This is a genomic window from Micromonospora sp. NPDC023737 (genome assembly GCF_040639715.1).
GTDB lineage: Bacteria > Actinomycetota > Actinomycetes > Mycobacteriales > Micromonosporaceae > Micromonospora.
Genome location: NZ_JBFAAL010000007.1, coordinates 305,204 through 331,581, shown reverse-complemented (window position 1 = coordinate 331,581; position 26,378 = coordinate 305,204). Strand labels below are relative to the sequence as shown.

The 26,378-nt window shown below is 70.0% G+C and carries 21 protein-coding genes; 12 read left to right on the top strand and 9 right to left on the bottom strand.

The annotated features are described in order from the left end of the window. From AB0F98_RS18480 to sodN, 3 genes are all read right to left on the bottom strand, one after another. The coding region (locus AB0F98_RS18480) for a thiamine pyrophosphate-dependent enzyme (protein WP_357736584.1) at nt 1–410 on the bottom strand (410 nt) is incomplete at its 3' end. After that, complete coding sequence (locus tag AB0F98_RS18475; RefSeq protein WP_357736581.1) at nt 403–2,250, bottom strand: 2-oxoacid:acceptor oxidoreductase subunit alpha; 1,848 nt, start codon at nt 2,248–2,250, stop codon at nt 403–405. The genes AB0F98_RS18480 and AB0F98_RS18475, both read right to left, overlap by 8 nt. A gap of 157 nt (nt 2,251–2,407) precedes the next feature. Beyond that, the gene (gene sodN / locus AB0F98_RS18470) at nt 2,408–2,812 is read right to left on the bottom strand and encodes a superoxide dismutase, Ni (protein WP_357736578.1); all 405 of its coding nucleotides are present in this window, start codon (nt 2,810–2,812) and stop codon (nt 2,408–2,410) included. Between the two features lie 349 nt (nt 2,813–3,161). On the opposite strand from sodN, the gene AB0F98_RS18465 reads away from it, so the two are divergent. After that, entirely contained in the window at nt 3,162–4,484 is a 1,323-nt protein-coding gene (locus AB0F98_RS18465; RefSeq protein ID WP_357736575.1) for a radical SAM protein, read from the top strand. A gap of 115 nt (nt 4,485–4,599) precedes the next feature. Here the strand turns inward: AB0F98_RS18465 and AB0F98_RS18460 are convergent, their stop codons facing one another. Further along, entirely contained in the window at nt 4,600–5,298 is a 699-nt protein-coding gene (locus AB0F98_RS18460; protein ID WP_357736572.1) for a hypothetical protein, read from the bottom strand. A gap of 264 nt (nt 5,299–5,562) precedes the next feature. Between AB0F98_RS18460 and AB0F98_RS18455 the strand changes: the two genes are divergently transcribed. From AB0F98_RS18455 to AB0F98_RS18440, 4 genes are all read left to right on the top strand, one after another. Continuing rightward, nucleotides 5,563–6,678 (top strand): exo-alpha-sialidase, encoded by a 1,116-nt coding sequence (locus tag AB0F98_RS18455; RefSeq protein ID WP_357736569.1) that lies wholly within the window; start codon nt 5,563–5,565, stop codon nt 6,676–6,678. Continuing rightward, a complete protein-coding gene (locus AB0F98_RS18450) occupies nt 6,675–6,983 on the top strand; it encodes a MoaD/ThiS family protein (protein ID WP_357736566.1) in 309 nt (102 codons plus the stop codon). The genes AB0F98_RS18455 and AB0F98_RS18450 overlap by 4 nt, the downstream gene beginning before the upstream one ends. 288 nt (nt 6,984–7,271) lie before the next feature. Continuing rightward, nucleotides 7,272–7,892: a TetR family transcriptional regulator gene (locus AB0F98_RS18445; protein WP_357736563.1), complete on the top strand. Its 621-nt coding sequence runs from the start codon at nt 7,272–7,274 to the stop codon at nt 7,890–7,892. Between the two features lie 176 nt (nt 7,893–8,068). Continuing rightward, nucleotides 8,069–9,097, top strand: coding sequence for a phosphatase PAP2 family protein (locus AB0F98_RS18440; RefSeq protein ID WP_357736560.1), 1,029 nt, complete (start codon nt 8,069–8,071; stop codon nt 9,095–9,097). Between the two features lie 48 nt (nt 9,098–9,145). Here the strand turns inward: AB0F98_RS18440 and AB0F98_RS18435 are convergent, their stop codons facing one another. Next, nucleotides 9,146–9,865 (bottom strand): SMI1/KNR4 family protein, encoded by a 720-nt coding sequence (locus AB0F98_RS18435; protein WP_357736556.1) that lies wholly within the window; start codon nt 9,863–9,865, stop codon nt 9,146–9,148. A 215-nt stretch (nt 9,866–10,080) separates the two neighbouring features. Then, on the bottom strand, nt 10,081–10,977 hold the full coding sequence (locus AB0F98_RS18430) for a LysR family transcriptional regulator (RefSeq protein WP_357736553.1): 897 nt from the start codon (nt 10,975–10,977) through the stop codon (nt 10,081–10,083). Between the two features lie 80 nt (nt 10,978–11,057). On the opposite strand from AB0F98_RS18430, the gene AB0F98_RS18425 reads away from it, so the two are divergent. The 7 genes from AB0F98_RS18425 to AB0F98_RS18395 all read left to right on the top strand — a co-directional run bounded on the left by AB0F98_RS18425 (nt 11,058) and on the right by AB0F98_RS18395 (nt 23,420). After that, nucleotides 11,058–12,281 carry an MFS transporter gene (locus AB0F98_RS18425; RefSeq protein WP_357736550.1) on the top strand — a complete coding sequence of 408 codons (1,224 nt, stop codon included), beginning with the start codon at nt 11,058–11,060 and terminating at the stop codon, nt 12,279–12,281. A gap of 29 nt (nt 12,282–12,310) precedes the next feature. After that, nucleotides 12,311–13,684 carry an amidohydrolase family protein gene (locus tag AB0F98_RS18420; RefSeq protein WP_357736547.1) on the top strand — a complete coding sequence of 458 codons (1,374 nt, stop codon included), beginning with the start codon at nt 12,311–12,313 and terminating at the stop codon, nt 13,682–13,684. Nucleotides 13,685–13,944: 260 nt separating this feature from the next. Next, nucleotides 13,945–17,289, top strand: coding sequence for a GH92 family glycosyl hydrolase (locus AB0F98_RS18415; RefSeq protein WP_357736544.1), 3,345 nt, complete (start codon nt 13,945–13,947; stop codon nt 17,287–17,289). Between the two features lie 268 nt (nt 17,290–17,557). Next, entirely contained in the window at nt 17,558–17,860 is a 303-nt protein-coding gene (locus tag AB0F98_RS18410) for a hypothetical protein (RefSeq protein WP_357736539.1), read from the top strand. Further along, entirely contained in the window at nt 17,857–19,494 is a 1,638-nt protein-coding gene (locus tag AB0F98_RS18405) for an amidase (RefSeq protein ID WP_357736536.1), read from the top strand. The genes AB0F98_RS18410 and AB0F98_RS18405 overlap by 4 nt, the downstream gene beginning before the upstream one ends. Nucleotides 19,495–19,766: 272 nt before the next feature. Then, a complete protein-coding gene (locus AB0F98_RS18400; RefSeq protein ID WP_357736533.1) occupies nt 19,767–22,355 on the top strand; it encodes a M14 metallopeptidase family protein in 2,589 nt (862 codons plus the stop codon). A gap of 108 nt (nt 22,356–22,463) precedes the next feature. Then, nucleotides 22,464–23,420 carry a cation diffusion facilitator family transporter gene (locus tag AB0F98_RS18395; protein WP_357736530.1) on the top strand — a complete coding sequence of 319 codons (957 nt, stop codon included), beginning with the start codon at nt 22,464–22,466 and terminating at the stop codon, nt 23,418–23,420. Between the two features lie 116 nt (nt 23,421–23,536). Here the strand turns inward: AB0F98_RS18395 and AB0F98_RS18390 are convergent, their stop codons facing one another. From AB0F98_RS18390 to AB0F98_RS18380, 3 genes are all read right to left on the bottom strand, one after another. Further along, on the bottom strand, nt 23,537–24,022 hold the full coding sequence (locus AB0F98_RS18390; RefSeq protein ID WP_357736526.1) for an Hsp20/alpha crystallin family protein: 486 nt from the start codon (nt 24,020–24,022) through the stop codon (nt 23,537–23,539). A gap of 96 nt (nt 24,023–24,118) precedes the next feature. Next, nucleotides 24,119–25,597 (bottom strand): hypothetical protein, encoded by a 1,479-nt coding sequence (locus AB0F98_RS18385; RefSeq protein WP_357736523.1) that lies wholly within the window; start codon nt 25,595–25,597, stop codon nt 24,119–24,121. Then, on the bottom strand, nt 25,594–26,112 hold the full coding sequence (locus tag AB0F98_RS18380; RefSeq protein ID WP_357736520.1) for a SigE family RNA polymerase sigma factor: 519 nt from the start codon (nt 26,110–26,112) through the stop codon (nt 25,594–25,596). Before AB0F98_RS18380 ends, AB0F98_RS18385 begins: the two co-directional genes overlap by 4 nt. Nucleotides 26,113–26,378 lie beyond the last annotated feature (266 nt).

Genomic DNA, 26,378 nt, shown 5'->3' with positions numbered 1-26,378 from the left:
TTGGTCAATCCGTAGATCCGGTTGTTGAACAGCAGGATCTTGAGGTTGACGTTCCGCCGGAGCGCGTGGATCAGGTGGTTACCACCGATCGAGAGGGCGTCGCCGTCGCCGGTGACGACCCAGACGGACAGGTCCGGGCGGGAGACGGACAGGCCCGTGGCGATGGCGGGCGCACGGCCATGGATTGAGTGCATCCCGTAGGTGTTCATGTAGTACGGGAAGCGGGACGAGCAGCCGATGCCGGAGACGAACACGGTCCGCTCGCGCGGGATGTTCAGCTCCGGCATGAACTGTTGGATGGCGGCCAGGATGGCGTAGTCACCGCAACCCGGGCACCAGCGCACCTCCTGGTCGGACTTGAAGTCCTTGCCGGTGAGCTTCACGGGCGTGACGGGAATCGAGCTAGACATTCTTGACCACGTCCTCGAGCAGGTTCTCCAGGGTCGCGGCCGTGAACGGCAGGCCGCTGACCTGGTTGAAGGGCACCGCGTCGACCAGATACCTCGCCCGGACCACACGGGCCAGCTGACCGAGATTCATCTCCGGGACGACCACCTTGTCGTACTGGGCCAGCACCTCGCCGAGGTTCGCCGGCAGCGGCGCGAGGTGTCGCAGGTGTGCCTGCGCGACCGGCAGTCCTCGCTCCCGCAGCGCCCGGCACGCGGCGCCGATCGGGCCGTACGTCGAGCCCCAGCCGAGCACCAGCACCCGCGCGTCGCCGTCCGGATCCTCGACCTCGACGTCCGGCACCACGATCGCGTCGATGCGCTCCTGGCGGGTACGGACCATGAAATCGTGGTTGGCCGGGTCGTACGAGATGTCGCCGGTCTTGTCGGCCTTCTCCAGCCCGCCGATCCGGTGCTCCAGACCGGGGGTGCCGGGGACGGCCCACGGCCGGGCGAGGGTCCGCGGGTCGCGGAGATAGGGCAGGAAGGTCTTCCCGTCCTCGCCGTTCGGTTCGGTGGCGAACTCGACCCGCAGGTCGGGCAGCTCGTCCACGGCCGGCAGCAGCCACGGCTCGGAGCCGTTGGCGACGTAGTTGTCCGACAGCAGGATCACCGGGGTGCGGTAGGTGAGCGCCATCCGGGCGGCTTCCAGGGCCGCGTAGAAGCAGTCCGACGGTGACTTCGGCGCGACCACCGCGAGCGGAGCTTCGCCGTGCCGGCCGTAGAGGGCCATGTTCAGGTCGGCCTGCTCGGTCTTCGTGGGCATGCCGGTCGACGGACCCGCGCGCTGCACGTCGACGATCACCAGGGGCAGCTCCAACGCCACCGCCAGGGAGATGGTCTCGCTCTTCAACGCCACCCCGGGCCCGGAGGTCGTGGTCACGCCCAGGGCGCCGCCGTACGACGCGCCGAGCGCCGCGCCGACCGCTGCGATCTCGTCCTCGGCCTGCATGGTGGTGACGCCGAACCTCTTGTGCTTGGCGAGTTCGTGCAGGATGTCCGAGGCCGGGGTGATCGGGTACGCGCCGAGGAAGACCGGTAGCTTCGACCGCACTCCGGCGGCGACCAGCCCGAGCGCGAGCGCCTGGTTGCCGGTGATGTTGCGGTACGTGCCGGGGCGCATCCGGGCCGGCTTCACCTCGTACCGCACCGCGAAGGCCTCAGTGGTCTCCCCGTAGTTCCAGCCGGCCCTGAACGCCGCCTTGTTCGCCCCGACCAGGTCCGGACGCCTGCCGAACTTGCGCTCCAGGAATCGCAGCGTCGACTCGTACGGCCGTGAGTACATCCAGCAGAGCAGCCCGAGCGCGAACATGTTCTTGGCCCGCTCGGCGTCCTTCTTCGCCACCCCGGCGTCGGCCAGCGCGCCGACCGTCATCGACGTGAGCGCCACCGGGTGCACCGAGTACCGGGCGAGCGAGCCGTCGTCGAGCGGACTGGTCGCATAGCCGACCTTGGCCAGACTGCGTTTGGTGAACTCATCGGTGTTCACGATGATGGCCGCCCCCGGTGGCAGGTCGGCCAGGTTCGCCTTCAACGCGGCCGGATTCATCGCCACCAACACGTTCGGCGCGTCACCGGGAGTCAGGACGTCATGGTCGGCGAAGTGCACCTGAAAGCTCGACACGCCCGGCAGCGTCCCGGCGGGCGCGCGGATCTCCGCCGGGAAGTTGGGCAACGTCGAGATGTCGTTGCCCAGTTGCGCCGTCTCCGACGTGAACCGGTCGCCGGTCAACTGCATGCCGTCACCGGAGTCACCGGCGAACCGGATGACCACCCGGTCGAGTTGACGGATCTGCTTGGTCACGTCGATGGACCCTTCTGGTCGAACGGGAGGGGTGGCATTCGCTGATGCGGTTCGCGGGTGAGGCACCGCACACGAGAGGGGACGGTGCCTCACCCACGGGTCGCCGCGGTGGCGGCTCGGGTGCGGCCGCGATGGCACGCCCCTGTCGCCACGCGGATCAGGCCTGCTTGGTCTCCCAGAAGATCTCCGAGATCTCGTTGATCTTCGCGAGCAGCCGGGTCGCGACCTCCGGATCCGCGGAGCCCTTCGCCCCGCCGGCACCGGCCAGCTTGGTGGCCTCGTTGAAGAGACCGTGCAGCTGCGGGTACTTCTCGAAATGCGGCGCCTTGAAGTAGTCGGTCCACAGCACCCAGAGGTGGTGCTTGACCAACTCGGCCCGCTGCTCCTTGATGATCAAGGCGCGGGTGCGGAATTCCGGGTCCTCGTTGGCCTGGTACTTCTCACAGATGGCCTTGATCGACTCGGCCTCGATCCGCGCCTGGGCCGGGTCGTAGACACCACACGGCAGATCGCAGTGAGCGCTCGCCGTGGTGCGGGGGGTGAAGAAACGTGCCAGTCGCATCCGACTCATTCTCCTTCCGGTGACGGTGCAGACGATGTCAGTTCCGGCAGCGGGCGATGCGCTCGGGGGTCGTGGTGGACGAGCCGCCCGCCGCTGCCTCGGACCGCGCGTCGACGTCGGTCCCGACACCGGTGAGCACACAGGCGTCAGCACCGGTAGGTGGTCGACGGCACGACGCTAAGACCTGAACCCCACTTCAGGTCAACCACTCGTGAACTGGCTCTCAACGCCGCAGGTGGCCGCGAGGGGAGTGCTACGGTTTGCCCCCTCGAATACCGGGCCGCCGGAAACCTGAAGTCCGCCGCACGAACCCGCTGGCGCATCCGTGCACGACGTACTGGGAGGGCGCATGTCGTCGCGTACCGATCTCATCGAAGACCTCATGGGACGCTTTCCTCACGTGCCGCGCGAGGCGGTCATCAAGGAGGACCTGCTGCGTGGCGGCCTGGCCTTCGACGACTCGGCGCTGACGGAGAACGAGGGCGGTGACGTCAAGCCGAAGTCGTACTTCATCTTCTCGTTCGACCACCGGACGCTCCCGGAGCTGGGTGCGGCCGCGCTGCGCCGCCCGCCGGAGGAGATCGTGCTCACCGGCGGCCCGTACGAGCTGCGCCGCACGGTCGTGTCGGTCCGCACCAACCCTGACTCGCCGTACCGGGTGAAGCCCGATGACGACGGGAGGCTGAAGCTCTTCCTCGACGGGCGCGCGATCGCCGAGGTGGGCCTTCCTCCGATGCCGGACTACTACCGGCACACGCTCGCCAACGGCAAGTCGGTGATGGAGGTCGCGCCGACGATCCAGTGGGGCTACCTCATCTACCTGACCGCCTTCCGGGTCTGCCAGTACTTCGGCGCGAAGGAGGAGTGCCAGTACTGCGACATCAATCACAACTGGCGCCAGCACAAGCAGGCCGGCCGCCCGTACACCGGGGTCAAGCCGGTCGACGAGGTCCTCGAAGCGCTGGCCATCATCGACAAGTACGACACGGCCCGCGCGTCGAAGGCGTACACGCTGACCGGCGGCAGCATCACCTCGAAGGTCGACGGGCTGGCCGAGGCCGACTTCTACGGCCGCTACGCCCAGGCGATCGAGGAGCGGTTCCCGGGCCGGTGGATCGGCAAGGTGGTCGCCCAGGCGCTGCCGCGGGCCGACGTGCAGCGCTTCCACGACTACGGGATCAGGATCTACCACCCGAACTACGAGGTGTGGGACAAGCGTCTCTTCGAGCTGTACTGCCCGGGCAAGGAGCGGTACGTGGGCCGGGAGGAGTGGCACCGGCGCATCCTCGAATCCGCCGAGGTCTTCGGGCCGCGTAACGTCATCCCGAACTTCGTCGCCGGAGTGGAGATGGCTGCCCCGCACGGCTTCACCAGTGTCGACGAGGCGATCGACTCGACCGCCGAGGGCCTGCAGTACTTCATGTCCCGTGGAATCACCCCCCGGTTCACCACCTGGTGCCCGGAGCCGACCACCCCGCTCGGCCGCAGCAACCCGCAGGGCGCGCCGCTCGAGTACCACATCCGGCTGCTGGAGATCTACCGCGCGACGATGGAGGCGAACGGCCTGTCCAGCCCGCCCGGATACGGCCCCGCCGGCCCCGGCCGGGCCGTCTTCTCGGTGAGCTCGTTCATGGACAGCCTGCCCGCCGAGCCGGCGGCGACCGAAGGCTGAGCCCGCCGAGTACGACTTCACCGGGTGGGGCTACACCCCACCCGGTGGCCGGGAGCCGCTCTCCTCGATCCCTCCGAACCCGACGCCGACTCTTCGGCAACGCGGCGGGATCGCGCTAAGGGGTGGTTCGGCTCGGCCCGGTGACCCCGCCGGTGTCGATGGCACCGGGACCGGCACCGTGGCCGGTGCTCTCCGCCGCCGCGGCTCGTTCCAGCCATTCCCGCCCACGCAGGTTGCCCAGGGCCAGGGCGCAGAAGATCAGGATCGTCACGGCAACCATGCGTGGAGCCGTCTCTGCCAGTTCACGGGGAGGCGTGCTGCCATGGTTGCGGGAAATTGCCACCACTGCGGGATGCAGCGCCAATGAGACAAGCGCTGGTATCACGGAAATCATCCCGAGCCATCGGAATGGTCTCCTGACGGTCAACCATGCCGCGGACAAGCGTCCCACTCCGACTACGAGAAGCAGGCTGACCGGCAACGCCACGGTTGTGGACAACCGCAGGTTGGTGGCGATGGCGTGATCAGGAGAACCGCCGGGGGGAATCACCGGCACGAACCCGGCGACGAGTCCGGCCACCAGGGACACGGCGATGTGGGTCAGGACGGCCAGCGCGAGCACGCGACGTGTCAGCTTCGAACGCGGTACGCGCTCCACTGCCTGCGCCGAACCGTTGCGCCCGGCGCGCCACAGCAGCAGTACGGCCGCCAAGGCCGCAGCCGTAGGCGCCCAGAACGCTGCACCGCTGTCGGATATGCCAGCTTGATTCAGGATGAAGTAGACGCTCAGCAGGAGAAACAGGGCTGGCCACACAGCCGCAGTATCGTGCGGGCATCCCGGCATCTCAATGCCTTCGTCGTGCCGGCCGCCCGCCTGCTGCGGAGTCCCGCCAGGCCGTGGTGGGGAAGACCGTGCTCACACCGGCGGGCCGCGCCGAACGTCTTCCGACACGCCGTCGGGCACATGGACACCAGTTCGTCGTACCCGGAGAGTACGACTGACGGTGACCGATGAGCTTCGGCGTGGTGACGGGTCCTCACCCGACGGCACCGCCGAACCGAACGGAAGGATTCGAGCATGACTGGCGTACGGGTGCTCGTGGGCACACGCAAGGGCGCGTTCGTGCTGACGTCGGACGGCGGGCGCGGCGACTGGACGGTCGAGGGGCCACACTTCGGTGGCTGGGAGATCTACCACCTGACCGGGTCTCCGGTCGATCCGAACCGGCTCTACGCCTCCCAGTCCGGCGGCTGGTTCGGTCAGTTGATCCAGCGCTCGGACGACGGCGGCAAGAGCTGGAACCCGGTCGGCAACGACTTCGCCTATGCGGGTGAGGTCGGTGAGCATCTCTGGTTCGACGGGACCCCACGTCCGTGGGAGTTCAAGCGCGTCTGGCACCTGGAGCCGTCCCGCGACGACCCCGACACGGTGTACGCGGGCGCCGAGGACGCGGCCCTCTACCTCTCCACCGATGGCGGCCTCAAGTGGACCGAGCTCACCGCGCTCCGCACCCACCCGACCGGGCCGTCGTGGCAGCCCGGCGCGGGCGGCCTGTGCCTGCACACGATCATCCTGGATCCGACGCGTCCGGGCCGGATCTACACCGCCATCTCGGCGGCGGGCGCGTTCCGCAGCGACGACGGCGGCGACAGTTGGCTGCCGATCAACAAGGGCCTGCGCTCCGGGGAGATCCCCGATCAGGACGCCGAGGTCGGGCACTGCGTGCACCACATCACCCAGCACCCGTCGCGGCCGGACACCCTGTTCATGCAGAAGCACTGGGACGTGATGCGCAGTGACGACGCGGGGGCGAACTGGCGCGAGGTCAGCGGCAACCTGCCGTCGGACTTCGGCTTCCCGATCGCCGTGCACCCGCACGAGCCGGAGACGATCTTCGTCGTACCGATCAAGAGCGACTCCGAGCACTACCCGCCGGAGGGCAAGCTGCGCGTCTACCGCAGCCGCACCGGCGGCGACGAGTGGGAGCCGCTGACCAAGGGGCTGCCGCAGTCCGACTGCTACGTCAACGTGCTGCGTGACGCGATGGCGGTCGACATGCTCGACCCGGGTGGGATCTACTTCGGCACCACCGGCGGCCAGGTCTACCACTCGGCCGACGGTGGCGACAGTTGGGCGTCGATCGTCCGGGACCTGCCGCCCGTGCTCTCCGTGGAAGCCCAGGTGCTGCCGTGATCCGGGTGCTCCTCCCGGCCCACCTGAAGAACCTGGCGCACGTCACCGGAGAGGTGCGTCTCGAGGGGGTGACCGGGCCGGCCGGCGCGGTCACCCAGCGTTCGGTGCTGGACGCTCTCGAGGCGCGGTACCCGATGCTGCTCGGGACCATCCGTGACCGGCACAGCGGCAAGCGCCGCGCGTTCGTCCGCTTCTACGCCTGCGAGGAGGACCTCTCCAACGAATCGCCCGACGCGCCGCTGCCCGAGGAGGTCGTCGCCGGCAAGGAGCCGTTCATCGTCCTCGGCGCGATGGCCGGGGGATAGCGCAGCCGACCTGCTCGGGCCGGGGCAGTCCCCGGCCCGACCGGGTTTCCCCGCGGCGTGGTGCCCCGGACGGGTGTCGACGTGGCGGGCGGGTCTCAGAGATCGTCGCAGGTGTGCCGCCGAGCGTTCCGTTCCGCGGCGGCATGCCACCAGCCCGGTGCGGTGGGCCCGCTGGCGTTCGCGATCAGGCCGGCGGCAGCGCGGTAGCGATCATGAGTGTGACTCATTGCACGATTTTTCCGACTTGGAAACTTTGCCGCCTGAGAAAGCCGCGCGGATAGTTGTCGCGTGACCTCGGATCTTGGCCTGCGTGAGCGGAAGAAGCTCGCGACCCGCATCGCGCTCAGCGATGCGGCGTGGTCGCTGATGACCGAGCGTGGGATCGAGGCGGTGACCGCCGAAGCTGTCGCCGCAGCGGTGGACGTCTCACCCCGGACCTTCCGCAACTACTTCGCGAGTCGCGAAGAGGCGATCCTCGACGGGATCCTGCTGCGCGCGAACTCGCTGGTCGAGGCGTTGCGCGCCCGACCCGCCGACGAGCCGGTGTGGGACTCGCTCGCGCACGTCCTGCCCGACATGATCATGAAAGTGCTCGGCGAGCGGGAGCGCGACGTCGCGACGCTGGTGCGCGTCTGCTCCGAGAACCCGGCGATGTCCGCGCAGCAACTGGCGGTGTTCGGTCGTGTCGAGCGGCTCATCGCCGAGGTCATCGCCGAGCGGACCGGCGCCGACATCGAGCGCGACCTCGCTCCGCACCTGCTGGCCACCGTTCCCGGCACGACCATGCGGGCGGTGCTCACGTTCTGGGCCGGCGGGGTCACCGAGGCCACCCTTCCCGACCTCGTCCGGACGAGCATCGCGCAGCTGCGCGACGGTCTTCCCCTCGGCCGTGCCGCACCGGTCGCCTGAGCCGGGCGGGGAGCGACCAGGCCGACGTGATCACACCACCTCGCCGGCTGCTCCAGACCGAGCCGAACGCCGTGAGCGCGTCCCCGCCTGACCAGCCCCCGACCGAAGGGCAGCCGCCGCTCACCGGCGAATCCGACCCTCTCCCTGCCCATCCCTCGTCGCGCGAAAGGAACACCGTGGGTGCCGACGACCGCGGGAAGCGACCGCACGCCCTCCGGGAACTGCTGCTCGTGGCCGCCCTGTTCCTGGCGTACAAGATCACCCGGCTGTTCGTCGTCGGGGACCTCTCCACGGCGTACGACAACGCCACGCACGTCTGGGCGTTCGAACGCGCGTTGCGACTGCCCGACGAGGCGTCGCTGCAGCGGGCCGTCCTGTCACACGGTGACCTGGTCCGCGCGGCGAACATGTTCTACGCCTCGGTGCACTTTCCGGCAACCGGGGCGCTGCTGCTGTACACGTACCTGTTCCGGCCCGCCGTGTACCGGTGGGCGCGGACAATCCTCGCGGCGCTGTGCGGCGCGGGGTTCGCCATCCAGGCGCTCGTACCCATGGCGCCACCGCGCCTGCTCTCCGCGACCGGCATGCTGGACACGGGACAGCTGATGGGACCGCGGGCGTACGGCGACCCCGCCACCGACACCCTCTCCAACCAGTACGCCGCCATGCCCTCCCTGCACGTCGGGTGGGCCACCGTGGTCGCGATCGTGCTGATCGCCGCCGGCCGCAGCCGGTGGCGCTGGCTCTGGCTGCTGCATCCGCTGGTGACCCTCACCGTCGTGGTGCTCACCGGGAACCACTACTGGCTCGACGCTGCGGCGGCGCTGGCCCTGCTCGGCGTGATCCTGCTGCTGGTGCCGCGACCGCAGGCAGCGTCTGTCGGCGTGGCCACGGCGAGAACGGTCGGAAGCCGCGTGCCGGCGGCGGCCGCTGTCCCTGTCGCGGGAACCCGGCTCCTGCCGGACGAGAACCTGCGTGGCGGCTTCTGGGTCACCTCACCCGCTCGGCAACCCGGGCGATGGCAGGGCAGCGACGGCCTGGTTGGCGGCGTGCGCGCAGATGATCGAGCTGCGCCGAGCATGGACCTACCGGCGCTCGCCGAACTCGTCCGTCGGGACGGCCTGCGGCGCGTCGACGCGCGGCACGGCGAACTGGTGCAGGACGTCGTCGCCGGAGAACCCGAGCACCGCCAGCGCCTCGGGTAGTGCGGTCGGCGCCCGAGTCGCGGGGACCGGCGGGTGGGCCTCAGGCCGTCAGAGGTGCGGATTACGGGCCTCAACGCCCTTTAGCCACGCGGGACGCGTTGCCCAGAGGTCGGACGTCATGCCCCATTCGCACGCCGGTCCGAGGCCCTGATCGATCGTGAGGGTCGACCTGCCGGGATCAGCCGCGAACAGTTCCAGATCCTCGGCGTAGCGGACGAGCAACTGCGCCCAGGACGGCGCCAGCACTTCCCACGAGGAGCATTCGATGTCGACCCGAACCACCTGTCCGGGCGTCCCTCCCGGCGCCGGATCGAAGTCGAGCAGCCAGTGCACGTCGCCGTTCATGTCGCCCACGACGACCGCGCCCGCCGTACCCACGATCGGTCGCACCGGCCCGTTGAGGTAGATCATCTCTTTGTCGACCAGGTACGCCCAGACCTGCGGATCGTCCCAGTCCGGCTCCGGATGATGGTTGTCGCGCCACATCCGGGTCCTCTCGATGATCCGTTCGGTGTCGTAGAGCCAGTTCAGCGGCACCGGGCTGGGCTGACCCGACCCGGGGTAGGTCCACGTGGTTCCGTTGTGAAGGCGGAGACTGGCGTGCAGATCCGGGGGCAGTGGCCGGGCCAGGGCGGCCTCCACCGCATTGATCTCCTCGACCTCGGCCGGTGCGGCAAGGTGCCGCAGGGAAGCCGGCAGCACGTCACGCAGACTGTCCTCGATCCGTTTCCACGCCTCGGTGACGCGTTCGGCCTCAGCTGCTGTCACGGCGCGAAGTCTAGACATCGTCGCCATTCTCGGGTGCCCTCTCCCGTTGCCGACGGGTCGCGCTCCATCGTCAGCAGTCCGGGCCGGTGGAGCGCGGGTATCGATGGTCGTGGCTCGGCTGCGGGCGGTGCTACCAACCGACCGGAACCGTCTGGAACCGGGTGGATCCGAGAGGAGTGTGCGGGCCGGGACGGTCGCGCCGACGGGCGGGACGCCTACGAGACCGGCCGGCCGCCGGTGATCGACTGAGCGATCCGCAGGAACTGCTGGGCGACCGGGCCGAGTGGGCGATCGGCGGCGGCGATCGCGATCTGGTACGTCGGCGGGTTGTGTCGCACCCGGAGGAACCGCAGGTCGGCGTTCTGATCGGCGACGGACGCCGGGACGAAGGCGACCCCGAGCCGGAGGCGTACCAGGTCGAGGATCGTCGACATGTCGTTCATCTGGATTGTGCTGCGGCGATTCACGCCCGCCGAGGCGAACGCCTGATCCACCGCACACCGGACGCCCCAGCCCGGCGGGAACTCGATGAACGACTCGTCGGCCAGGTCCGCGAGGTCGACGCCGTTGCGGCCGGTCAGAGGATGGTCGGGTGGGCAGGCCAGGACGACCTCCTCGGTCGAGAGCACCTGTCGGCGGATCCCCGGCTCCGAACCGGGGGTGATGACCACGGCCAGTTCCAGCGAACCGTCCCGGATGCGCTCCAGGTGATCGAGCGAGCCGCCGCCACCGGGGGCGGTCAACGAGATCTCCACGAGCGGGTACTCGGCGCGGAACGCGGCGATCGCCTCGCGGACCCGGCCTGGCGTGAGGCCGTGCAGGATGCCGAGGCGCAGGGTGCCGCGCAGCCCCTGCCCGACCTGGGCGACCAGCTCGCGGGCGGCCTCGACGGAGGCGAGGATCCGGGCGGCCTCGGGGCGCAGGGCTCGCCCGGCCTCGGTCAACTCGACCCGTTGGGTCGTCCGATCGAACAGCGGCGTACCGAGGTCCCGCTCCAGCGCGCGTACCGTGGTGGAGACGGCGGACTGGGCCACGCGCAGGCGCTCCGCGGCCCGGGTGAAGCTGCGCTCCTCGGCGACGGTCAGGAAGACCTCGAGCTTTCGGATGTCCACCCGACCATCATCTCAAATTCAGATAACCGGATCCGATATTGATATTGGATCCGGATGAGTGACCGGATCAGACTCGTCGCATGCCTCGCACCACCACCCACCGGGTCGGGTTCGCGCTGGTCGCCACCGCGTACGGCGCGACGATGGCGGCGGGCTCCGTGCCGACCCCGCTCTACGTTCTCTATCAGCACCGCGACCACTTCGGTACGGCGATGGTCAGCCTCGTCTTCGCCGTCTACGTCGTCGGTGTGGTGGCCGGACTGCTGCTCGCCGGAGCCCGCGCCGAACGCGTCGGACGCCGTCCGGTGCTCGCGGCCGCGCTGGCAGTGCAGCTGCTGGCCTGCGTCGTCTTCGTGATCTGGCCGGCGCTGCCGGGCATACTGCTCGGTCGGGTGCTGTCCGGCCTGTCGATCGGGCTGCTCTCCGGCCCCGCCACCGCCTATCTGATCGAACTGCACCGCCGGGCCCGACCCGAGGCGGCCGCGGCGAACGCCGAAGTCGTGGCGACCGCCGCCAACCTGGGCGGCATCGCGGCCGGTCCGCTGGTCTCCGGCGCGCTCGCCGAGTGGGCGCCGGCCCCGCTGGAGCTGCCCTACGTGATCACCGGCGTGGTGCTGGCACTGGCGGCGTTCCTGGTGGCCGTCGTACCGGAGACCAAACAGCCGGTGGTCCGGCCCTGGTCGCGGCCGCTCGCCCTGGCGTCCGAGCGGCGCCTGCTCTTCGTGGCCTCCTGCCTCGGCGGCCTGGTGGCGTTCGCGATGTTCGGTCTGTTCAGCGCGCTCAGTCCGTCGTTCCTCGCCGGCACCCTGGGACACCGGTCGCACGCCCTTGCCGGTCTCGTCGCCTTCATCGGGCTCGGCGCGGGCGCCGTCGCCCAACTCGGCCTGCGCCGGCTGGCGCCGCGCCCGGCGATGCGCGCCGTCGTTGTGGCGATGCCGGTCGGTCTCGGTCTCGTCGTCGCCGGGGTGTGGACGGCGCTGCTCATCCCCTTCGTCGTGGGCGGCGCGCTCACCGGCGCCGCCGCCGGGCTGCTCTTCCGGGCCTGCCTCACCACGGTCGTGCAGCTCAGTCCGGTGGACCGGCGAGCCGGCACCCTCGCTACCTTGTTCGTCACCAGTTACGCAGGTTTGTCCATCCCGGTCATCGGGCTCGGCGCCGCCAGCCAGCTCGCCGGAGCGCGCGGTGCCCTGGCCGGGTTCGCGGCGCTGGCGCTGGTCGGGCTCGCCGCCGTCGCCGCGGTCCGGCTGCGGCCGGAGCCACCGGCGCGCCCCTCAGCCGGCCTGGCGGCCGGCACCGCGCGATAGCACCCGCCCTTCACATCTGGAGTTCCTCCGTGTCCAGCATCCTCATCCGTAACGCCCACGTGATCAGCCTCGACGACGAGATCGGCGATCTGCCGCGTGCGGACATCCGAATCGACGACGGCGCCATCACCGCCATCGGTCTCGACCTCGACGCCACCGGCGCCACCGTCATCGACGCGGTCGGGAAGGTCGCCCTGCCCGGCCTCGTGGACTCCCACCGGCACGTCTGGCAGGGCGCCATCGGCGGCGCCGGCGGCAAGGTCTCCCTCGGCGGTTACTTCGGCATCGTCCTCGCCGGTCTGCTCGACAAGTACCAGCCCGACGACGTCTACGCGGGTGTCCTCTGGGGCGCGTTGCAGGCCCTCAACGCCGGCATCACGACGGTCGCCGACTGGTCCCACATCGGCACCACCCCCGCGCACGCCGACGAGAACGTCCGCGCGCTGCAGGATTCCGGCATCCGGGCGCTCTACCTCTACGGCCCGCCCGTCGGCCAGGGCGTGATGCGCTGGTTCCACGAGAGCACCGAACGGCACCCCGAGGACGTACGCCGGATGCGTGACCTGCTCGCCGACGACCGGGCCCGGGTCACCATGGGCCTGGCCCTGCGCGGACCGGAGTTCGCCACTCCGGAGACCACCGAGTACGACTTCAATCTGGCCCGGGACCTGGGTGTGCCGATCAGCATCCACTCCGGCATCCCCGGCTATCTGCGCAAGTACCGGACCATCGAGACCCTCGACGGTCTCGGGCTGCTCGGTCCGGACGTGCACCACGCGCACGGAGCGCAGTTCAGCGACGCCGACCTCGCCCGCATCTCCGCCACCGGCGGGGCCGTCACGCCCTGCCCGACCATCGACATGTCGATGGCGATGGGAACCTTTCCGCTCGTCGGCCGGGCACTCGAACACGGCCTGCTTCCCGCACTGGGCACCGACACCGTCGCCGGGGCCGGCACCGACCTGTTCAGCGAGATGCGGTTGGCGCTCGCCGCGGAGCGTGGGCGGGCGAACGCGGCGGCGCTGGCCCGCGACGAGCCGCCCGCGACGGTCGACCTCGACCAGCGGGACGTGCTGCGCTTCGCCACCGTCGCGGGCGCCGAGGCCTGGGGCTTGTCGGATCGCATCGGCACCCTCCGGCCCGGGAAGCGGGCGGACCTGATCCTCGTCGACGTGTCGCGGCCCCACCTCGGCCCGCTGAACGAGCCGGTCACCACGATCGTGCTCAACGCCGGTCCCAGTGACGTCGACACCGTGCTGGTCGACGGGGTGGTGGTGAAGCGCGGCGGTCGGCTCGTCGGCCCGGTCGCCGAGCGGGCGCGGCAGCTCATCGAGGAGTCCCGCCGCCGGGTGTTCGACCGGGCGAAGCTCGTCGACGTCCTGGGCCCCTCCTGGGCCGCCTGAGCCGGGGCGGTAACCGGGGCGCGGGCGGCACCGCCCACCGCCCCGGTGACCGCGTCCTCCGGCCGGCCTCGGCGACTGATTCACATTTCGGGTCGAAAGGATCTTGACACGTCGCCGGGAAAGGCAGAGCATCCTTCGTTGGCTTCCGACAACGTTGTCAGAACGGCGCGGGGCAGCCCTCCGGTGTGGACAGCGCACCGGCGCAGAGCTGTCTTCGTCGTGCTCACAGCGCGGGTCCGTCAACTGAAGGGCAAGCACAAGTGTCAGACCCACTGGCGCGTGCGGCGCAGACCGCAAGACGCCGAACCATCGCCGGGATCGCGACCGCGGCCGTAGCCGTACTGGCGACCGCCGCCGCGGGCACCCCCGCCGCGGCCGCCCCGGCCCCACACCTGGTCAACGACCCCGTCTCCTACGTCAACCCGCTGATCGGCTCCACGAACCTGGGCAACACCTACCCGGGCGCGGTACGTCCCTTCGGCATGCTGTCGTGGAGTCCGCAAACCACCCGCGGAAACCAGGTCTCCACTCCCGCACCCGGGGGCTACGAGTACGGCGCGACCCGGATTCGTGGCTTCAGCCTGACCCACCTCAACGGCGTCGGCTGCAACGGCGGTGCCGGCGACATCCCGATCATGCCGTACGTGGGTGACGTCGACTCGTCACCCACGATCGACACCTCCGACGCGAAGTACGCGAGCAACTTCTCGCACGCCAACGAGACGGCGCGGGCCGGCTACTACCGGGTGGCGCTCGACAGCGGCGCGTCTGCGGAACTGACCACCACCGACCGCACCGGATCGGGCCGGTTCGGGTTCCCGGCCGACCAGCCCGCCAGCATGCTGTTCCGCACCGCCAACTCGGAGACCGGCAGCACCGACGCCACCGTGCAGGTGGACGCGGAGGCCCGGACCGTCACCGGTTCGGTCACCGCGGGCAACTTCTGCGGCCCGCAGAGCCCGAACAACCGCAAGGGCACGTACACCCTGCACTTCACCGCGCACTTCGACCAGCCGTTCGCCCGGTTCGGCACCTGGCAGGACGGCACCGTGACGTCGGGCAGCTCCTCCGCCTCGGGTGGCACCGGTGTCACCAGCGGCTTCCCGACCGCGGGTAAGGGCTCCGGCGCCTACGTCACCTTCGCCGACGGTACGACTCAGGTCGGCGTCAAGGTGGCCGTCTCCTACGTCAGCCTGGACAACGCCGAGGCCAACCTGCGGGCGGAGAACCCGCAGGAGAAGACCTTCGACACGGTCCGCGCGGAGGCCACCAAGTCGTGGCAGCGGGAGCTGAACAAAATCAAGGTCGGTGGTGGCAGCGCCGACCAGCTCAGCAGCTTCTACACCGCGCTGTACCACTCCATGCTGGAGCCCACGATCGCCAGCGACGTCGACGGCCGTTACCTCGGCGCCGACGGCAAGCCCCACCAGTTGGCCAAGGGCCAGAAGGTGCAGTACGGCACCTTCTCCGGCTGGGACCAGTACCGCGCCCAGGTGCAGCTGATGACCCTGATCAACCCGAAGGCCGGCAGTGACTATGCCCAGTCGCTGTTCAACTACGCGTCGCAGCGCGACGGCGAGTGGGACCGCTGGCTGCTGATCAACGGCAAGACGGCCGTCATGTCGGGTGACCCGTCGGCTCCGGCGCTCGCCGGGATCTACGCCTTCGGTGGTCGGGACTTCGACGTCAAGGGCGCCCTTCGCTCGCTGATCACCGCCGCGACGGTGCCGACCGCGAACGACTCGGACAGCGCCGGCTGCAACGTCGCGTGTGTCGGGCAGCGTCCCGCCCTGGACAAGTACCTCGAGCTGGGCTACGTACCGGCCGACGGCTGCTCCTGCTGGGGTGGTGCGGCCGAGACGCTGGAGGACGCCGTCGCCGACTTCGGCCTGGCCGAACTGGCCGGACGCCTCGGCGACCACGCGAACCAGAAGGCGTTCCTCGACCGTTCGGGGAACTGGAGCAACGTGTTCGACCTGACCGCCACCCCGCAGGGCGGCTACCTGCGGGCCCGCAAGTCCGACGGCGCGTGGGCGGAGCAGTCGTTCAGCCCCGCCACCGAGAACGGGTTCGTCGAGGGCAGCAGCGCCCGCTACACGTGGATGGTGTACTCCGACGTGGCCGGTCTGGCCCGCGCGATGGGTGGGAACAAGGCAGCCGAGCAGCGGCTCGACTCCTTCTTCCGTACGCCGGACGGCAGCTTCGACTTCTCCGCCCGGGACCTCACGCGGTTCGACCCGACCAACGAGCCGGACATGAACGCGCCGTACGTCTACAACTACCTGGGCGTCCCGCACAAGACGCAGGAGACGGTCCGGGCGGTGCTCGACCAGCTCTGGGGCAACACCCCGGGCGGGATCCCCGGCAACGACGACGCCGGCACCATGTCGTCGTGGTACGTCTTCTCCGCGCTGGGCCTGTACCCGCAGAACCCCAGCCGCGCCGACCTGGTGCTCTCCGCGCCGCTCTTCACCCGCGCGGTGATCAACAGCGGACCCGGCCGGGACATCACCATCAACGCTCCCGCCGCCTCGGCGAAGAACATGTACATCCAGTCGGTGCGGGTCGACGGCAAGAAGTCGACCAAGACCTGGGTTCCCGCCTCGCTCGTCGAGAAGGGCGGCAAGGTGGACTTCGAGCTCGGTAGCAAGCCGAACCTCGCCTGGGGCACCTCGCCCGCGGACGCGCCGCCGTCGTTCGGGCACGGCCGTCCGTACCTGACCGGTATCAGCCCGCAGGCCATGAAGGTGGAGCCGGGCGGCAAGGCGGACACGACGTACCAGGTGCAGGCACTCACCGGCGACCGGACCGAGGTTCGCTGGCACGTGACCGCGCCCGCCGGGCTGAACGTGACGCCCGCCGACGGTGAAGTCGCGCTCTCCGGCGACGGCTCGGCCACCCGGGCGCTCACCGTCTCGCCCGACGCCGGCATGAAGCCCGGTGCCTACTCGATCTCGGTGACCGCCACCACCGCGTCCGGCGAGGCGCTGCCCGCGGTGACGCTTCCGATCACGGTTGCCGTACGGGACAGCGTGCTGTGGAACCTGAACAGCAACGGCATCTCGGCCGACGACACCAACCCGCAGGCCAACTTCGACACCGGCGGCTGGAGCTACTCGGCCACGGCGCTGGAGGCGGCCGGGGTGCGGCCCGGCTCCACCGTCTCGGTGAACGGGTTCGACTTCACCTGGCCGAACGTGGCTCCCGGCGACCCCGACAACATCGTCGTCGGCGGTGGCGGGCAGGTACTCAGCGTCATCCCGGCCGAGGGCGACACCAAGCTGAGCGTGCTGGGCAGCGCCGCTTTCGAGGCCACGAGCGGCACGGTGACGCTCACGTACACCGACGGCACCACCCAGCAGGCGGAGATCGGCTTCAGTGACTGGACGTTGGGCGGCGGCAGCCAGCAGCCCTCCTTCGGCAACCTGACGGCCGTGCGGACCGCGTACCGCGACTACATGGGCAGCGGCATCGACCCGGTGACCACGTACGTCTTCGCGACCGCGCCCATCGAGCTGCTGCCGGGCAAGCAACTGGCCAGCCTGACGCTCCCGGCCAACACCAACGGTGGCGTCATGCACGTCTTCGGCGTGGCGACGGCCTGACCGGAGTCGGAACGACAGGACGTCTGACTGTCGAACGGTGAGCACACGCCGGCGCTGCCCGGCAGGTGCCGCCGGTTGAGGCGAGGGCCTGTTCCGCCCCACGGGGTGGAGCAGGCCCTCGCGCGTCGGCGGGGGAGGGGAGCCGTCGAGCGGAGACTCAAATATTCCTCAATTTCCATGTCGACGGCGCTTCCAGATCATCGGGGCGGGCCTAGGTTCAGATCACTTCGCGCAACGGCAGATCGCCATGCATCACTTGGGAGAGCCAATGGCCCCTACGCCACCGACCGACGCAGAGCTCAACATCCTGATCAGGGCCCGGCTCGCCGCTCTCGGTATCGATCTGGACCAGCTTCCGTCAGGCACCACCCCCGATCCGGAGACCGGTTCACCGGGCCAGGACTCCGTGCTCGCGTCGCTGCGCTCGTTCCTGCGGGGCACCGTGGCCACGCTGGCCGCCTACCAGCTGCCCGTCCCCGGCGCCACCGATCCCGACGCCGCCAAGGCGCTGTCGCAGCAGCAGGTGCCCGTCCTGTACCCCTCGAACAGCACGGAATGGCGGAAGGCATGACTGGCGGACCACTCGACCGCTCGATCGACCGCAGGGCGTTCCTGGCCCGCGCCGCCGCGCTGGCAGCCGCCTCCGCCGCCGGCGTCACCGTCGCACTGCCGTCGGTGGCGACGGCAAGCGGCCCCCGGGCGACCGGCCCGGCGGCGGGGAAGGGGAGGCCGGCGCTGGACCGGCCCAACGCCTACGTGAAGCCCCGGCCGGAGGCGCTCGCCGACCCGACCGAATGCACGATCGCCGAAGCGGCCTGGCTCATCCGCGCCGGCAAGCTCACCCCGCAACGTCTGGTCGAGGCGATGCTGGAGCGCATCTCCACGTACGACGGCGTCTACCAGGCGTTCAACCTGGTACTCGCCGACGCGGCCATCGCCGCGGCGCGGGACGCCGCCCGGCGGCCCCGGCAGGGCGCGCTGCACGGCATCCCCCTGGCCATCAAGGACAACTACTACACCGAAGGGGTACGCACCACCGCGAACTCCTTCCTCTTCGAGAACTTCGTACCGCCCTACGACGCCACCGCGGTGACGCGCCTGAAGACGGGCGGCGCGATCCTGCTGGGCAAGACCCAGATGGGCCCACTGGCCACCACCCGGGCCACCACGCCGGCCGGTGTGATCACCACGGTGAACGCCTGGGCGCCGGCCAACCGCAACGTCGACCCCGGTGGGTCGTCCACGGGCACCGCCACGGCGGTCGCCGCCCGGATGGCCACCTCGGGAATCGGCACGCAGACCGGCGGCTCGATCACCTCACCCTCCAACGCCCAGAACCTGACCGGCCTCAAGCCGACCATGGGTCGCGTCTCGGCGGCCGGCATCATTCCGCTCACGTACACCCGTGACCATCCCGGTCCGCTGGCCCGCGACGCCAAGGACGCGGCCATCATGCTGACCGCGATGGCGGGGGAGGACCCGGCGGACCCGCGCAGCCAGGGCCTGCCCGACGTGCCCGATCTGATCGACGCGGCGACGCCGGTGTACCGGCGGAACCAGGTACGGCTGCGCTGGGAAACCCGGATCGGGGTGCTGCCCGGGTTCGCCAACGGCACGTCCGCCGCCGCGCTGGCCCGCCAGGCGTACCTGTCGCAGCTCGCCGCGATCCCCGGCGTCACGCTGGTGGAGGTGACGCTGCCGGAGGGGTGGAGTCAACTCACCGGCGGCACCTTCAACAACGTCCGGCTGCCCGAGCGTAGCGAGCCGTTCATGCCCTACCTGCGTACCGACCTGCGCGGCTTCGGTGTGTCGGTGACCAGCTGGTTGCAGGGCGCGTTGATGGGTGGCAACGAGTTCATCACGGGGCAGCGGGCCCGGCTGCTGCTGATGGAGCGGGTCCTGCACGAACTCTTCGACGAGTGCGACGTGGTGGTGCAGACCGATCCGGTGCCCTTCGACATCCTGGGCCTGCCCGAGATCGCCTTCCCCATCGGGTTCACCGCCGCCGGGGTGCCGATCGGCACCATCCTCGGCGGTCTCCCGTACGCCGAGGACCGGCTCCTGTCGGTGGTCGCCGCCTACCAGGCGACGACGGACTGGCACCTGCGGCGTCCCGCCGACCCGTCTGCGGCCGCGACGCGTACGCGAGCCGCCGCCGAGGCGCCCCGGTTGACGGCCGAGCAGGTCGCCGAACTCACCCAGTGAACCGGGTGGAGGGCGGGTTGGTGTGCCCGCCCTCCACCCGCGTCTCCGACAGTTCTCGACGCCCGCGGATTCGTCGCCTTCCAACGCGCACACTCCGCCTGGAACCGCCGCGTGGGCCGGTCCGGCCCCGCCTCGGCGAGGCTCAAGATTTGCTCTAGTGCGGCTGTGGCCGTTCCTGAAATCGATCGAAGCTTGTTGAATCGATCAGGTCCGATCTGGTGCGGCCGCCCCGCTCGGTCCCTTTTTCGTCGTTCCACGTGAAGGGATGTCAGGTGAAACGAAGACTGTCTCGTACCGCAGTTCCGATCGCGTGCGTACTCGCGATGATCGGCACGCCGGTGCTGACGTCCGGATCCGTCGCCACCGCTGACAAGCGCGTACCGAAGCCGGAGTCCGTCATCGGCTGGGTGCCGTGCGCCGACTACAAGGTGGCGACCTACGAGCAGATCGCCGACTACTACCGGAAGCTCGACAAGGCCAGCGACCGGATGAAGCTGGTCGAGATCGGCAAGACCAGCGAGGGCCGGCCGCAGCTGATGGCCATCGTCTCGTCGGAGAAGAACCTCAAGGACGGAAACCTGCGGCGCTACCAGGACATCTCGGTGCGGCTGTCCCAGGGGGACAAGCTGCCCGAGAAGGAGGCGCGTGAGCTGGCCAAGAACGGCAAGGCGGTCGCCTGGGTCGACTTCGGCATCCACTCCACCGAGGTGGCTGGACACCAGACCGCGCCGCAGTTCGCGTACGACCTGGTGACCAGCGAGACGCCGGAGGCCCGTGCGATCCGGGACAACGTCATCACGTTGCTGGTGCCGAACGTCAACCCGGACGGTGGCACGAAGGTGGCCGAGTGGTACCAGAAGAACCTCGGCGGCCCCTACCAGGACGCCAACTATCCGGAGCTTTACCAGAAGTACGCCGGGCACGACAACAACCGTGACTGGTACATGTTCAACCTGCAGGAGACCCAGAACATCGGGCGTCAGCTGTTCCACGAGTGGATCCCGCAGGTCATGCACAACGTGCACCAGACGGCGGTCTTCCCGGCCCGGATCAGCATCCCGCCCTACGAGGACCCGCTGAACCCGAACATCCACCCGCAGGTGGTCCGCGGTGTCAACCTCGTCGGTGACGCGATGGGCCAGCGGCTGGATCGCGAGGACAAGGTCGGCGCCCTGGCCCGCCAGTCGTACGACATCTGGTGGAACGGCGGCGCGCGGACCGCACCGTACTACCACAACCAGATCGGCATCCTGACCGAGACGGCGCACGCCTCGGCGACACCCCGGTACTACGACCCGGCGACCTTCCCGAAGACGTTCGCCGACGGCACCTCGACCAGCGAACCGTCGGTCTTCTACCCCAGTCCCTGGAAGGGCGGGGAGTGGCACCTGTCGCAGAGCTGCGACTACATCAAGACGGCGTCCTGGGCGATGCTGCGGGTCGCCAGTGACGACCGGGAGGCCCTGCTCGCCGGCGTGGCGAAGATGGCTCGCGACGGCGCCCAGAACGGTGCCAAGACCACCTACGTGATCCCTGCCGACCAGGCGGACTACCCGACCGCCACGAAGCTGGTGGACAAGCTGCGGTGGAACAACATCCGGGTCGAACGTGCGACGGAGTCGTTCATCGTGGGTGACCGCACCTACCCGGCCGGTAGCTACCTCGTGCGGGAGGCGCAGCCCTACCGGGCGGCGGTGCTCGACCTGCTCAACCCGCAGAAGTACCCGGACCGTCGGCTCTACCCCGGCGGCCCGCTGGAGCCGCCGTACGACATCACCGGCTACACCCTGTCGTTCCAGATGGGTGTGACCGTCGACAAGCTCGACCAGAAGGTGCGGGCCCGCACCGTCGACGTCGACTGGCCGAGCGTGCCCGAGGGCGTCGTGGCCGGCGCGCCGAAGCACGCGTACGCCCTCGACCCCCGGGTGAACGACAGTGCGGCTGCCGTGAACGCCCTGCTCGCTGCCGGGGACGAGGTCTCCCGCAGCAGCGGTGCGGTGAAGACCCGAACCGGCACACTGCCGGCCGGGACCTTCCTGGTCACGCCCGGAGCGGGCACCGACGAGCGGGTGACCGAGCTCGCCACCAGGTTGGGCCTGAGCATCGCGGCGGTGGACGCGAAGCCGAAGAAGGTGACCAAGCTCGTCGCGCCGCGGGTCGGTCTGTACGACGGGTTCAACAACTACGACGAGGGTTGGACCCGGCTCATCCTGGAGCAGTTCGGGTTCGGGTACGAGAAGGTGACGAACGCGACCGTCCGCGCCGGCGACCTGCGGGCGAAGTTCGACACGATCGTGCTGCCCGACGCCACGTACAACTCGATGCGCAACGGCCGGGCGGCTGGATCCCTGCCGCCGGAGTACACCGGTGGGATGACCGACGCCGGCGTGGCCAACCTCAAGGCGTTCGTCGAGGCCGGCGGCACGGTGGTGACCCTGAACCGGGCCGCTCAGCTGCCGATCCAGGCGTTCGACGTGCCGGTCCGGGACGTCACCGAAGGGACGGAGGAGACCGAGTACAACATCCCCGGGTCGGTGCTGAACCTGAACGTCGACGCCGCTGACCCGGTCGGCGCCGGATTCGGATCGACCGCCTCGGCGTTCGTCGCCGACGGGCCGGCGTTCGAGGTCGAGGAGGGTGCCGAGGGCGTCACGGTGGCGGCCACCTGGCCGAAGACGAACCTGCTGAAGAGCGGCTTCCTCCTCGGTGAGGACGTCATCGGCGGGAAGGCCGCCGTGGTGACCGCAAAGGTGGGTGACGGGCAGGTGGTGATGATCGGCTTCAAGCCGCAGCACCGGGCACAGTCGCACGGCACCTACCGCCTGCTGTTCAACGCGATGTACCTGGGCGGTCAGCGCTGACCTGACCCGGATCGGGGTGGCCGGGCGCTCTAGCGCCCGGCCACCCCTCGTCCACCGCGTCTGACCGACCGTCCGATCCGGCCACTCGCCGGGCAATAAGCTGCGGACATGTCCGAATCGCCGGAAGCCGGAGGGAATCTCCGGACCGTCATCCTGGCCGGCGCGGTCAACCTCGGTGTGGCGGTGACCAAGGGCCTCGTGGGGTTCGTCACCGGCTCGGCGGCCCTGCTGGCCGAGGCCCTGCACTCGCTGGCCGACACCACCACCGAGGTGCTGCTCTTCGTCGGTCTGCGCCGCGGTGCCCGGCCGCCCACCGAGGAGCGTCCCTTCGGGCACGACAGGGAGACGTACATCTGGGCGCTGCTCGCCGCCGTCGCCACGTTCCTGATCGGCGGTGGCCTCTCCATCGAGGAGGGCATCGAGGCGATCCGGTCACCCGAGCGACCGCAGCAGCCGCTCCTCGCGTACCTCGTGATCCTCGTCGCCGCGGTCCTCGAGTCCATCTCGCTGGTGCGGTCGGTCCGCCAGATCCGAGCCCGAGCCAGGCGGTTCGTCGTGCCGCCGCTCCTGCTGGTGCGTTACGGCTCCGACACCCCGACCAGGGCCGTCTTCTTCGAGGACGCCGCCGCCCTGGTCGGGCTCGCGCTGGCCGGCGCGGGGGTCGGCCTCACCGACGCGACGGGCAGCCCGCTCTGGGACGGCCTCGCGTCGATCGCCATCGGCCTCCTGCTCATCTGCGTGGCCGCTGTTCTGGGCTACAGCAACCTCACCCTGCTGATCGGCCGCGGCGTGCCGGAGCGTGGGCGGGACAGGATCAAACACGAACTGCTCGCGGTGCCCGCCGTGGAGCAGGTGCAGCAACTGCTCACCCTCTACCTCGGCCCGAACACCATCCTCGTCGCCGCGAAGATCGACTTTGTGTCGACGGCGAGCAGCACCGACGTCGAGGTCGCCGCCGACGAGGCCGAGCGGCGCCTGATCGCTCTCTTCCCGACGATCCGCTACGTCTTCCTCGACCCGACCGGAGGCGGCGGACCCAAGCCCAGTCCCACGTCGCCGGCCTGATCCGACCGAAACCCTTTACGGCACCGGCGGCTGATTCCGCGCCGTCACCTGCGGACACACGCCGGCCCGGTCCCCAAGGGGCGGGGGACCGGGCCGGCGTGGTCTCCGGTGTTCGGTCAGGCCGTCGGCTGCTCCGGCTGCTCGCTGCCCGCCTCAACGGCGGTCTGCTCGCCCGCCGAGCTGACCGGGATGCGCCTGGCACCGCGCCCGACGTACGCGTCCCCGACCCGTACGGTCAGCACGCCCGCGTCGTACGAGGCGCTGACCGCGTCGGCGGCCGTCTGCGTCGGCAGGCGGAAGGAGCGGCGGAACGACCCGTAGCGCACCTCTCGCAGGCTGCGCCCGTCGCGCTCGTCGGCCCGCTCGTCGCGCCGCTCACCCCGGACGACCAGCGTGTCCCGGTCGACCTCGACCGTGACGTCCTTCTCGGGATCCAACCCGGGCAGCTCCAGCCGCACCACCGCGTCGTCGCCGTCGCGGGTGACCTCAGCTGCCGGGACGAAGCCGGCCGGCCGGGTCACGACCGGCCCGAAAGCCTGCCGCACCAGGGCGTCGAACTCTGCGAACGGGTCCCGCCGGGTCCACAACGACACCGTGCTCATGTCGTTTCCTCCACGTTTCTCATGTCGGCCAACTGGCCGGCACCTCCTATAACTTGAGCCGACCCGACTCAATTCCCGTCTTCCGGGGTGGGCTTGCTACCACGCGGTGACCAGGGGTTCGTTGAAGATGCGCTTGCCGTGGGGCGGCTCGCGGAGAGGTGTCGACGCGAGGAGTACGCCGTTGCGGTCCAGCGCGCGCAGGGTGACCTTCGCGCCGACGTCGATCGTGAGTACGGCGGCACCGTTCCGGACGTTCCCGGTAACCCGCACGCTGTCGTCGGCGCCGACAGCGACGGCGTCGACACGGGCTGCTCCCGGCGGAGGAACGACCAGCAGTTGATCCGTCAGCACAGCGTGTCCGCCGGAGATGGCCGGCACCCGCACCGCGGCCAGCTTCGTCGAGGTGGCGATCGCCGTCGCGACCAGCCCGACCTCGGCATTGGCGGCGACATCTCCCGCGGTGTCGTCCGACGCTATGTCGCCGGCCCCGGCGAGCGCCAGCAGGGACCCCTTTGCTCCCACCTGCAGCAGGAGAGGGCCGGTGCCTGAGACCGAGCCGACGACGGCAGCCTCCGGATGGCCTCCGCTGTCCAGCCGCCCGGACCAGCGAACCACCGGGTCAGTCGTGGATGGCAGGCCGGTCGAGTCCATGAGCGCGCGGTAGGAGACGCCGCCCCACCGCTCGGCCCGCCACGCGTCCGTCCTTCTGTAGGTAGCTCCATCAGGCAGGGCATCGGCGAGTTCGGTCGGCTGGTACCGGCCGGCCTCACCACGGATGACGTCGATACGGTCGCCTACCGGACCCTCGACCCGGACCTCCCCCTCGCACTCGACCCGCCACCACCCGCGCACCCGCGACGCGTCCAGGACGATGTAGTCACCCGTGGGCGACGATTCCCACTGCCGGCGTACTACTCCGTCCGCGCCCACGACGGCCCTGTCGGCTACCGAGACAGCGCAGCCGGCCGGGGCGAGACCCAGGAAGCCCTGTTCCGCCGGCCCCTGCGGGTCCGAGGCATCGACGACGCTGAACGGGCTCAGCCGTCCGTTGACGAAGCCGGAGTGGTTGCGCAGTGACTGCTGAGGCGGCGTGCCCGTCGGCGACTTCTGCTCGACCAGGGCTGCTGCCGTGTCCGAGTGATAGACGACCAGCACCTGCCGGAACCCGGCCGACTCGTCGGCGTAGAGCACCTTGACCTCGGGCAGTGATGCGGACACCCACAGCTCAGCCCGGTTCCGGTCGAACAGCCTGGTCAACTCTTCGATGAGATCCCGATCTCCGGCCAGGCTCCCTCGCGTCGGTGAGTTGATCAGCCGCCACTCCCAGTCCGACGTGACCGGATAGCCCGTGGCCAGCCAGTCGTCTGACGCGTCTTGCCCTACCGATCCGGCACCGAGAGTGACCGGGCCGAGCAGCGCTGCGGCGAGCAGGGCGGCTATCGCTGCTCCCAGGCCGGCGAATCGTCGCCGCTTGCGCCGTCGGGCGTGGCGCAGCAGCTGGCCGTACGGGTCCTCGTCCGGCACCACCGATTCCGCGATCCGTGCCAGCCCGGCACGCAGTTCGTCCACGCTCATGCCCGATCCCCCATCAACTCGCCACCGACCGTCGGCGGAACAGGCGGGGTCGACCGCAGCACCGCACGCAACCGAGCCAGACCGCGCGCCGCCTGACTCTTCACCGTTCCGACGGCGCAGCCCATCGTCGCCGCGACGTCAGCCTCGGAAAGGTCTTCCCAGTACCGCAGTACCAGCACTGTCCGCATCCGTACGGGCAGCTGGTCCAGAGCCGCCAAAAGTTCGTCCCGAACAACGACCGCGTCGGTGGAATCCGGGCGAGACCGGTCCGGGACGGCTGCGGTGAGCAGCTCACGCACTCCGAGCCGCCGCCACCGACTTGTCCGCTCGTTGACCATCGACCGGCGCACGTACGCCATCGGGTCATCGATCGTGCGCCAACGCCGCATCGCCTTGAGCAGGGCTTCGTGCACCAGGTCCTGAGCCGTGTCGCGACTACCGGTCAACAGGTACGCCGTTCGAAGCAGATCGCCGTAGCGCACTTCGACGAACTCGCGAAAATCGAGGTCATCCACACGCTGCCCCCTCACCGTAACCGCCCATCCTGCCGCTCCCTCCCAATCGCACTGCCACCCGAGACGACGCGGAAGGAGGGCCGAAGGTTGAGAGGGTCGACGGGGACCGGTCGCACCGACCGGAGCCAGGACGGGTGTCGAAGTCCCTGGCCGGCCTGCGGCGCGCAGACGACGACCGGCGGTGTCGCGCTTCGTCCGGATACGACATCGATATCCGGACGAAGTGCCGCCTTGCCGGACCGCCGCCTAAACTCCGCCTCGGCTCG